7 protein-coding genes and 1 pseudogene are annotated in these 9,530 nt (G+C 72.4%); 6 read left to right on the forward strand and 2 right to left on the reverse strand.

All coding sequences use genetic code 11. The annotated features are described in order from the left end of the window. Positions 1 to 51 precede the first annotated feature (51 nt). From AC0699_RS13010 to AC0699_RS13030, 5 genes and pseudogenes are all read left to right on the forward strand, one after another. Positions 52 to 378, forward strand: a pseudogene (locus AC0699_RS13010) (hypothetical protein); the annotation flags it as partial. Positions 379 to 445: 67 nt separating this feature from the next. Further along, a complete protein-coding gene (locus AC0699_RS13015) occupies positions 446 to 1,642 on the forward strand; it encodes an NAD(P)/FAD-dependent oxidoreductase (protein ID WP_478659229.1) in 1,197 nt (398 codons plus the stop codon). 27 nt (positions 1,643 to 1,669) lie between these two features. Further along, positions 1,670 to 3,007 carry a 2-oxoadipate dioxygenase/decarboxylase gene (hglS, locus tag AC0699_RS13020; RefSeq protein WP_478659231.1) on the forward strand — a complete coding sequence of 446 codons (1,338 nt, stop codon included), beginning with the start codon at positions 1,670 to 1,672 and terminating at the stop codon, positions 3,005 to 3,007. Positions 3,008 to 3,033: 26 nt separating this feature from the next. After that, positions 3,034 to 4,566: an L-piperidine-6-carboxylate dehydrogenase gene (gene amaB, locus AC0699_RS13025; RefSeq protein WP_478659233.1), complete on the forward strand. Its 1,533-nt coding sequence runs from the start codon at positions 3,034 to 3,036 to the stop codon at positions 4,564 to 4,566. 70 nt (positions 4,567 to 4,636) lie between these two features. After that, complete coding sequence (locus tag AC0699_RS13030; protein WP_478659554.1) at positions 4,637 to 5,956, forward strand: FAD-dependent oxidoreductase; 1,320 nt, start codon at positions 4,637 to 4,639, stop codon at positions 5,954 to 5,956. A gap of 41 nt (positions 5,957 to 5,997) precedes the next feature. Here the strand turns inward: AC0699_RS13030 and mltG are convergent, their stop codons facing one another. Both mltG and AC0699_RS13040 read right to left on the reverse strand, forming a co-directional pair. After that, positions 5,998 to 6,879: an endolytic transglycosylase MltG gene (mltG, locus tag AC0699_RS13035; protein ID WP_478659235.1), complete on the reverse strand. Its 882-nt coding sequence runs from the start codon at positions 6,877 to 6,879 to the stop codon at positions 5,998 to 6,000. Between the two features lie 86 nt (positions 6,880 to 6,965). After that, entirely contained in the window at positions 6,966 to 8,786 is a 1,821-nt protein-coding gene (locus tag AC0699_RS13040) for an ABC transporter ATP-binding protein (protein WP_478659237.1), read from the reverse strand. A gap of 193 nt (positions 8,787 to 8,979) precedes the next feature. Here AC0699_RS13040 and AC0699_RS13045 point away from each other — a divergent pair, with 193 nt between their 5' ends. Continuing rightward, positions 8,980 to 9,435, forward strand: coding sequence for a MarR family winged helix-turn-helix transcriptional regulator (locus AC0699_RS13045; RefSeq protein WP_478659239.1), 456 nt, complete (start codon positions 8,980 to 8,982; stop codon positions 9,433 to 9,435). Positions 9,436 to 9,530: the final 95 nt, after the last annotated feature.

The following is a 9,530-nucleotide window of genomic DNA, read 5'->3' on the forward strand; positions in this document are numbered from 1 at the left end:
TAGCCCCCGCGACGCCGCAGCCACCGCCGCACGTCCGTGCCGGACGCACCGCTCCGCGGGCCGGCCGAGGAGCGCGGCCGGAGCGTCCGCTTCGGCATCGAGCCGCACACGACCTCCCGCGACTCGGCGCGCGAGGCGTGGACGACGGACGGCCGGCCGCCGGCCGATCCGGGCGGGGAGACCGTAGCCGCGGCGCAGCAGGCGCTCGGCCGAAGCGGTTCGGCCGAAGCGTTCGGCCGACCGGCAGCGGATGCCGGCCCGCCGCGCCCACTGCTGCGCGTCCCGGCGGCGAACGGCCGCCCGGCCTCGGCCCCGGGCTGCGCCCCGCTGCTGGTGGCGGGCGGGCGGTGGCCCCGGCCGCCCGCCACGGGCGGGTAGGGCCGAAGAGGCCTACCGGGTCCCTGTCCCATGGACGCGAGGAGCCCACCGCGGCCACCATGGCCTCATGGCTCACGACACTGCTCGTACGCCCCCTCTCCCGTCCCCGCCGCCGCCCCCAACCGCCGACGTCGTGATCATCGGTGGCGGGGTCATCGGAGCGAGCATCGCCTTCCATCTCGCCGAGGCCGGGATCCGCGACGTGCTCGTCCTGGAACGCGACACACCCGCATCCGGCTCGTCCGGCAAACCGATCGGCGGCGTACGCGCCCAGTTCTCCGATCCGCTCAACATCCGCCTCGGGCAGCGCAGTCTGCGGGCCTGGCGGGAATTCACGGAGCGCCCCGGCGCCGACGTGGGTCTTCAGAGCGTCGGATATCTCTTCCTGCTGGGGCGCGACGAGGAAGCCGCTGCGTTCCGCGAGGCCGCGGCCGTCCAGCGGGAGCTGGGCGTCCGGAGCCGCGTCATCAGTCCCGGCGAGGCCCATGAGCTCTGCCCGTACATCGATCCGTCCGGGATCGTGGCCGCCGCCTACTCCCCCGACGACGGCTACGCCCTGCCCAGGGCCGCTGTCCTCGGCTATCTCCGGGCGGCCCGCGACCTCGGCGCGACCGTACGCACGCACTGCACCGTCACCGGCATCGAGCGCGACGGCGACACGCTGCGTGCCGTGCACACCACGTCCGGCACGGTCCGCACCGGGACCGTGATCTGCGCGGCCGGCGCCTGGTCGGCCGCGGTCGGGGACATGGCCGGGGTGCGGCTGCCGGTCACCCCACTGCGCCGCCAGATCGCCCTCACCGGCCCGCTCACCCCACATCCGCCCCGCATCCCCTTCACGCTCGACTTCGACTCGACGCTGTACTTCCACAACGACGACGCGGGCGGCCTGGTCCTCGGCCTGTCCGACACTCGCCAAGCGCCCGGCTTCGGGCGGGAGTTCACCGAGGAGTGGCTGGAGCCGTTCCGCGAGGCCGCCGCCCGTCGCGCCCCCGCGCTCGCGGATCTGAAGCCGGCAGGCGGCTGGGCGGGGCTGTACGAGATGACCCCGGACCGCAACGCGCTCATCGGCGAGGCACCCGGAGTCTCCCGGTTCCTGTACGCCACGGGCTTCTCGGGGCACGGCTTCCTCCAGGCGCCCGCGGTCGGCGAGATCGTGCGCGATCTGTGGCTGGGCCGGGAGCCGTTCCTCGACGTGGGTCCGCTGGCGGCGACCCGCTTCGAGGGAGCCCGTGCCGCCCGCCCCGAGGCCCACATCATCTGACCGCCCCGACCGGCTCAGGAGGTCCGCATGGTTTCCACCGTCCCCGCCTGGCAGCTGCGCGCCGCGTTCGCCCGGCGGCTCTCCACGATGTACGGGACCGAGGTCCCCGCCTACACCACGCTGGTCGAGGTGGCCGGACAGGTGAACGACACGGTGATGCGGGCGGCCGGCGAGAGCGCGGAGCGGCTCGGCAGCATCGAGCGGGTCACCGCGGAGCGGCACGGGGCCATTCGCGTCGGCACCCCGGGCGAACTCCGGCAGGCGGCGCAGATCTTCGCCGCTCTCGGCATGGAGCCGGTCGGCTTCTACGATCTGCGGGACGCCGCGGCCAGCGCCGTACCGGTGGTGTCGACGGCGTTCCGCCCGGTCCTGCCCGCGGAGCTGGACCGCAATCCGTTCCGGGTGTTCACGTCGATGCTGACCCCGGCGGACCGCCGCTTCTTCGACGCGGATCTGGAGAAGCGCCTGGAGGCGTTCCTCGGGCGCCGGGCGCTCTTCCCTCCCGAGCTGCTGGAGCTGGCAGAGCGCGCCGAGCGGGAGGAGGGCCTCCCCGGGGACCGGGCCGAGCGGTTCCTGTCGCTCGCGGTCGCCGCGTTCGAGCTTTCCCCGGAGCCGGTGGACCGGGCCTGGTACGCGGAGCTGGAGAAGGTGTCCGCGGTCGCCGCCGACATCGGCGGGGTGACCAGCACCCACATCAACCACCTCACTCCGCGGGTGCTGGACATCGACGATCTCTACCGGCGGATGGAGGACCGGGGGATCACGATGATCGACCGGATCCAGGGGCCGCCGCGCTGGGACGGCCCGGACGTTCTGCTGCGTCAGACGTCGTTCCGGGCGCTGGCGGAGCCCCGCACCTTCCGGGAGGCCGACGGCACCACCACCACAGGCTCGCTGCGCGTGCGGTTCGGCGAGGTCGAGGCCCGGGGCATCGCGCTCAGCCGCGAGGGCCGCGCGTTGTACGACCGGCTCGTCGACGGCCCGGTCGAGGAGTGGGCCGCGCACTTCCCGCACACCGAGCGCCAACTGGCCTCGGACGGGCTGGGGTTCTTCACGTACGAGGCCGTGCGCGACCGGCCGCGCGACGGCCGGCGCCCACCGGACGGTCTCCCCGGCCTGCTCGACGGAGGCTGGGTGACGGCTCGCCCCATCGTCTACGAGGACTTCCTGCCGCGTTCGGCGGCCGGCATCTTCCAGTCGAATCTCACCGACCCGGGCGCCCGTGACACGGCCCAGGAGGGAACCCATTACGACCAGCAGTGGATGTCCGAGGCGATCGGACGCACCGTGCACGACCCCTTCGACCTGTACGCCGCACAGCAGGACGACTCGCTGGGCCGCGCCCGCGGCGCCCTGAAGGCATGAGCGGAACGAACCGAGGAGAGCCACGCATGTCCACCACCGCACTTCCCGACACGGACGCGCTGCGGACGCGGGCCGCGCAAGCCCTGCGCCGCTGTGGCGTCGCGCAGCCGACCACAGGCCAGGGAGTCGTCGCCCGTACGCCGCTTACGGGCGGGACGCTCTTCACGCTGCCCGCCACCACGGCCGAGGGGGCCGGCGCGGCGATCGACGCGGCGCACAGCGCGTTCCTGGAATGGCGCACGGTCCCGGCGCCGCGCCGGGGCGCGCTGGTCAAGCGGCTCGGTGAGCTGCTCACCGAGCACAAGGAGGATCTGGCGGAGCTCGTCACGATCGAGGCCGGGAAGATCCACTCCGAGGCGCTCGGCGAAGTACAGGAAATGATCGACATCTGTGACTTCGCGGTCGGTCTCTCCCGGCAGCTGTACGGCCGCACGATGGCGTCGGAGCGCCCCGGCCACCGCCTGTCCGAGAGCTGGCATCCGCTGGGCGTGGTCGGGGTGATCTCCGCCTTCAACTTCCCGGTGGCGGTGTGGTCGTGGAACACGGCGATCGCTCTGGTCTGCGGTGACACCGTGGTCTGGAAGCCCTCGGAGCTGACCCCGCTCACCGCACTGGCCTGCGACGCACTGCTGCGCCGGGCGGCCTCCGACGCCGGCGCGCCCGACGGCGTCCATCACCTGCTGCTGGGCGACCGGGAGTGCGGTGAGTGGCTGGTCGACGACGCTCGGGTGGCGCTCGTCAGCGCCACCGGGTCGGTCCGGATGGGCCGGGAGGTGGCACCGCGGGTGGCCGCGCGCTTCGGCCGCTGCCTGCTGGAGCTGGGCGGGAACAACGCGGCCGTGGTCACCCCGTCCGCCGACCTCGATCTGGCGGTACGCGGAATCGTCTTCTCGGCGGCCGGGACCGCCGGACAGCGGTGCACCACCCTGCGCCGGCTCATCGTCCACGAGGACATCGCCGACGAGCTCATGGAGAAGATCGTCCACGCGTACGGTCAGCTTCCGATCGGTGACCCTTTCGACGCCGGCACGCTGGTGGGTCCGCTGATCTCGACGGCGGCGCACGACGCGATGGCCAAGGCACTGGAGGCGGCGCAGTCGGACGGCGGAAAGGTGCTGACGGGCGGCGACCGGCGGCTCGGTGAGACGGCGCCGGAGGCCGCCTATGTCCGTCCCGCGGTGGTGCGGATGCCGGCGCAGACGGCGATCGTGACGTCGGAGACCTTCGCGCCGATCCTGTACGTCATGACCTTCCGGACGCTGGACGAGGCGATCGAGCTGCACAACGGCGTCCCGCAGGGGCTGTCCTCGTCGATCTTCACGCAGAGCCAGCGAGAGGCGGAGCGGTTCCTGGCCGCGGACGGTTCCGACTGCGGGATCGCCAATGTGAACATCGGCACCTCGGGCGCCGAGATCGGCGGCGCGTTCGGCGGCGAGAAGGAGACGGGCGGCGGACGGGAGTCGGGCTCGGACGCGTGGCGCGCGTACATGCGCCGGGCGACGAACACGGTGAACTACTCGGACGATCTGCCGCTCGCGCAGGGCGTCAACTTCCTCTGAGCACGCGATCGAACGCTGCGGGAAGATCCACGACACCCCGAGGGTTAGTAGAAGCGTGAACAACTTCGGGGTGCGAGACGTGGACGTGGTCGTGATCGGCGCCGGACAGGCAGGGCTGTCCGGCGCCTACCATCTGCGGCGTGCGGGGCTGCGCCCGGACGTCGACTTCGTGGTCCTCGATCACGCCCCACGACCCGGCGGTGCCTGGCAGTTCCGCTGGCCGTCGCTGACGTACGGCAAGGTCCACGGCATGCACGCGCTGCCCGGCATGGAGCTGACCGGAGCCGATGACAGCCGTCCGTCCTCCGAGGTCATCGGTGAGTACTTCACGTCGTACGAGGACGCCTTCGGCCTGCGCGTCCACCGGCCGGTCCATGTGCGCGCGGTGCGCGAGGGCGAGGGCGGCCGGCTGCTGGTCGAGACGTCAGAGGATACGGAGGGTCTGGGGAGTACGGGGGGTACGGGGCGTGTGTACGCCACACGCGCGCTGATCAACGCCACCGGCACCTGGGACCGGCCGTTCTGGCCCCGCTACCCGGGACAGGAGACGTTCCTCGGGCGCCAGCTGCACACGGCGGACTATCCGGGGCCAGGGGCGTTCGCGGGCCGGCGGGTGATCGTGGTGGGCGGCGGGGCCTCGGGGACCCAGCATCTGCTGGAGATCGCGGAGGTGGCGGCGGGGACCACGTGGGTGACGCGCAGGCCGCCGGTCTTTCGCGACGGACCTTTCGGCGAGGTGCAGGGCCGTGAGGCCGTGGCCATGGTGGAGGAGCGCGTACGGCGCGGCCTGCCACCGCTGAGCGTGGTGTCGGTGACCGGCCTGCCGCTCAACGACGCGATACGCCGCGCACGGGCGGAAGGCGTACTGGACCGGCTGCCGATGTTCGACCGGATCACGCCGACCGGGGTGGCCTGGGACGACGGCCGCACGGTTGACGCGGACGTCATCCTCTGGGCCACGGGCTTCCGGGCCGCGATCGACCACCTGGCGCCGCTGAAGCTGCGCGAGCCGGGCGGGGGTATCGCGGTGGAGGGCACGCGAGCGGTACGGGACGAGCGCATCCACCTGGTCGGCTACGGCCCGTCGGCCTCGACGATCGGCGCCAACCGGGCGGGCCGGGCCGCGGTCCGCGAGATCAGGCGCCTGCTGGACCGCACCCGGCCACCGGCTCCCGGGTCCGAGCAGCGGCCTGGGACGCCCGAGCAGCGGCCCGGTGGGCCCGGGCAGCGGCTTCGTGCGGCTGTCCCGGAGCCGGCCCGCGAACCCGACACGGCCGCCGTGCCTGCGCAAGCCGGTCCGCCGGCACAGGGAGGGCCGTCGGCACAGGCGGGTCCGTCGGCACAGGCAGGTCCGCGGACCGGTCAGGCCCTGGTGAGCGAGCCGGTCTGAGCCGTGCCCGGGGGTGCCGGGGCGCCGGGGCTCGCGCCCGGTCAGCCCGACGCGGACGCGGACGCCGCCGCGGTCTTGCGGTGCGCGTTGAATTCCGCGACGTTCTTGCGCTGTTCCTCGTAGTCGGCGGTGAAGCGTGTATCGCCGGGTGCGACGGTGACGAAGTACAGCCAGTCCCCCGGCGTCGGGCTGACCGCCGCCTTCATGGCCGCCTCGCCCGGGTTCCCGATCGGGGTGGGCGGCAGGCCCTTGCGCCGATAGGTGTTGAACGGGCTGTCGATCCGCGTGTCCCGGCTGCTGGTGTCCAGGGTGGAGCGATTCAGCGCGAAGTTGAGGGTCGAGTCCATCTGCAGCGGCATGTCCTGCGCGAGACGGTTGTGGACGACGCGGGCCACCTTCCCCATGTCCGCGAGGGTGTCCGCCTCTGCCTGCACGATGCTGGCGACGGTCACGGCCTGGTAGGGCGTCATACGGTTGCGCTGTGCCGAGGTACTGAGGGGCGACGTGCCGAAGCGATGGCCCGCCGTGTTGACCATGAAGCTGAGCAGGCTCGCCGGGGTCGTCTTCGCATCGACCGGATAGGTGGCCGGGAAGAGATAGCCCTCCGGGTTGCCCCGGGCGTCGGCGGGCAGCCTCAGCCGTGCGCCGGCGCCGACCGCCGCCTTCCGGGTGGTGCCGGCAGGGACGCCGAGCGCCTTGTCGACCGCGGCGTAGACCTGCGAGGACCGCCAGCCCTCGGGGATGACCAAGGTCTTCGGTCGCGTCGCCTGCTTGGGGGGCCGGGGCTCCTTCTGGAGCAGCGGAAGCAGTACGGCCGCGGCCGCTACCACCAGGCCGACCACACCCACGACCAGTACCAGTCGGCCACGGCGCGTCAGGCGTGGCCTGCGCCTGCGTCTGGCCTTCGGGAACTCGTTCCTCATATGGGCACGCTAACCCGGAGCCGCCGCGCACACCGGAATGCGCGCCGCCGCTCCCGCCGAGGGAGCGACGCATGCGACTCCGGCGCTCAGGACGCGGCCGGTGCCAGCTCGTCGTCCCTTCGCACCAGGGCCGCGTACCGGCCGTCCTGGTCGAGCAGTTCCTCGTGCGAACCGCGCTCGGCTATGCGGCCCCTGTCGAGGACGACGATCTGGTCCGCGTCCCGCACGGTGGAGAGCCGGTGGGCGATCGTGATGGTGGTGCGGCCCGCCGACAGGGCATCGATCGCCTGTTGCACCGCATACTCCGTACGAGTGTCGAGGGCGCTGGTCGCCTCGTCCAGAATGAGGACCGGCGGATCGCGCAGGATCGTGCGGGCGATGGCGAGGCGCTGCTTCTCGCCGCCCGAGAAGCGGTATCCACGCTCGCCGACCAGGGTGTCGTAGCCGTCGGGCAGGGACGCGATGTGGTCGTGGATCTGCGCTGCACGCGCCGCCGCCTCGATCTCCGCCTCGGTGGCGTCGGGCTTGGCGAAGCGCAGGTTCTCGGCGACGGAGGCGTGGAAGAGGTACGTCTCCTGGGAGACGACGCCCACGGCCCGGGAGAGGGTGTCGAAGTCGAGGTCGCGGACGTCGACCCCGTCGAGGGTGACGCGCCCGTCGGTGACGTCGTAGAGCCGGGGGACGAGATAGCTGAGCGTGGACTTGCCGGATCCGGTGGGTCCGACGACGGCCAGGCTGTTGCCGGCCGGCACGGTGACGTCGATGCCGTCGAGCGTCCGCCCGCTCCTCTCGTCGTAGCTGAAGCCGACGTCCTCGAAGCGCACTTCGCCGCGGATCTTCTCCAGCCGCACCGGCTTCTCCGGTTCGGTGATGTCCACCGGCAGGTCCAGGTACTCGAAGATCCGCTGGAAGAGGGCGAGCGAGGTCTGTATCTGCACACCGGTGGAGAGCAGGCTGACGGCCGGGCGGAAGAGGCCCTGCTGGAGCGAGACGAAGGCGACGAGCGTACCGATCGAGATCGTGGCCCCGCCGGTCTGCAGGGTGAGTCCCGCGGCCCAGTAGAGGAGCGCGGGCATGGCGGCCATGACGATGCCGATCGTGGCCATCCGCCACCGCCCGGCCATGCTGGAGCGGACCTCCAGATCGACCAGGCGCTCGGACTCGTCGGCGAAGGACCGGGTGAGCGAGTCGGCGCGGCCCATCGTGCGGCCGAGGAGAATGCCGCTGACCGACAGCGATTCGGTGACCGTCGCGGCCATGGCGGCCATCTGCTTCTGCCGCTGCGTCGTGATCGTCTTGCGCTCCCTGCCGACCCTGCGGCTGATCCAGACGAAGACCGGCAGCAGGAGCAGGGACACGGCGGTGAGCCGCCAGTCCAGCGCGAGCATCGCGACGATCGTGGCGACGACGGCTGTCAGATTGGAGACCAGGGACGTCGCGGTGGAGGTCACGGTCGCCTGCATGCCGCCGATGTCGTTGGCGATACGCGACTGGACCTCGCCGGTGCGGGTCCTGGTGAAGAAGGCGAGCGGCATCCGCTGCAGCTGGGCGTAGACGCCGGTCCGCAGGTCGTGCATGACACGCTGGCCGACGGTGGTCGAGACCAGGGTCTGCAGCACGCCGAAGACGCTCGTCATCACGGCGGTGAGGATCATGCCGAGGGCCAGGAGCGACAGCAGGCCCGTGCGGCCCTGCGGGATCGCGGTGTCGAGGATCTCGCGGAGCAGGAACGGCGAGGCTACGGAGACGAGTGACGAGGCGCCGACGAGCAGCCCGACGAGGGCGAGCCGGCCCCGGTACGGGCGGAACAGCCGGAGGATGCGCCGCACCTGTGCGGGCTGCTCCGGTCGCGAGGGATCGAGCGGGCGGTCGGGGGGTGTCCAGGACGGACCGTCATGAGGGCGCATGGGCTCCTTCTGTGTCTGCTTGTGTGTCTGCTTCTGCGTCGCGTCTGCTTCTGCGTCTGCTTCTCTGATCGATCTTCTGACCGGCTTGCTCACCGATCCTGCTCCTGCGGGCGCGGGACGGCGAACCGGTTTGAGGATCTTAGCTCACTGTTACCTATACTCACAATGAGCCTGGTCCTGATATTGTTCCTTCATGACCACCCCCACCCCCGCCCCCGACGCGGACGGCCTGCTGGCCGAGCAGCTGCTGCGGCTCACCCGGCGGCTGCACCGCATCCAGAAGCGGCATCTGGAGCCGGTCGGCATCACCCCCGCACAGTCCCGGCTGCTGCGTGTCGTCGCGCACTTCGACGGGGCTCCGCGGATGGCCGATCTCGCCGCCCGGCTGGAGGTCGTACCGCGTGCCGTCACCACCCTGGTCGACGGACTCGAGGCGGGCGGCCGGGTCCGGCGCGTACCGGATCCGACCAACCGCCGGGTGGTACGCATCGAGCTCACCGAGAGCGGCCGCGCCACCCTCAGGGAGCTGCGCAGCGCGCGCCGGGCCGCCGCGGAGGACATCCTGGCTCCACTGACCGGCGACCAGCGCGAGGTGCTCGGCGGGCTGCTGTCCGCTCTGGTCGACGGCGGGCCCGAGGCACGCTGCTAGCGCGGGGGGGGGAGGGGGGGGGGGAGGGGCGGGGGGGGGGGGGGGGGGGGGGGGGGGGGGAGGAGAACAAAACAGAGAGGGCGGCCCCCCATGGC

The organism is Streptomyces sp. NPDC043870 (genome assembly GCF_056435785.1).

Bases quoted from the DNA above. Each gene is read 5' to 3' on its own strand.
- hglS (WP_478659231.1), top strand. From the start codon at position 1,670: ATGGTTTCCACCGTCCCCGCCTGGCAGCTGCGCGCCGCGTTCGCCCGG.
- AC0699_RS13045 (WP_478659239.1), top strand. From the start codon at position 8,980: ATGACCACCCCCACCCCCGCCCCCGACGCGGACGGCCTGCTGGCCGAG.
- mltG (WP_478659235.1), bottom strand. From the start codon at position 6,879: ATGAGGAACGAGTTCCCGAAGGCCAGACGCAGGCGCAGGCCACGCCTG.
- amaB (WP_478659233.1), top strand. From the start codon at position 3,034: ATGTCCACCACCGCACTTCCCGACACGGACGCGCTGCGGACGCGGGCC.
- AC0699_RS13040 (WP_478659237.1), bottom strand. From the start codon at position 8,786: ATGCGCCCTCATGACGGTCCGTCCTGGACACCCCCCGACCGCCCGCTC.
- AC0699_RS13015 (WP_478659229.1), top strand. From the start codon at position 446: ATGGCTCACGACACTGCTCGTACGCCCCCTCTCCCGTCCCCGCCGCCG.